Here is a 287-nt window from a genome sequence, read left to right as displayed (position 1 = left end):
ATGGAAAAAGAGGCCTCTTGATAGCACCTGATTTAGAGTCTGCAGTTAACAAAATTGAAAATTGTTTGTTGGATAAAGCCTTGTTACGCGACCAATCCATAAAAGCTTCTGAATGGTCGCAACAGTATACTTTAGAGTTATTTGAAAGCGAAATTAAAAATTTAATAGTCAACAAAATAAAAGTTTAATAAATGTATATAGAAGGAGAATATTTTAAGAATCCAAATAGGCATAATGAGGATAGTAATTATAAAGTAAATGCTATAAAAAAAATACTATTTAGTTTT

At 27.9% G+C, this 287-nt stretch carries 1 pseudogene; it reads left to right on the top strand.

Annotated elements, in window-relative coordinates:
- Nucleotides 1-188, top strand: a pseudogene (locus V6251_RS15370) (glycosyltransferase family 1 protein); the annotation flags it as partial.
- Nucleotides 189-287 lie beyond the last annotated feature (99 nt).

The sequence above is a fragment of the Olleya sp. Ti.3.14 genome (assembly GCF_038154885.1).
Lineage (GTDB): Bacteria > Bacteroidota > Bacteroidia > Flavobacteriales > Flavobacteriaceae > Olleya.
Note: the sequence above shows the minus strand (reverse complement) of the source record. Positions and strands in the feature narration are given on the sequence as shown.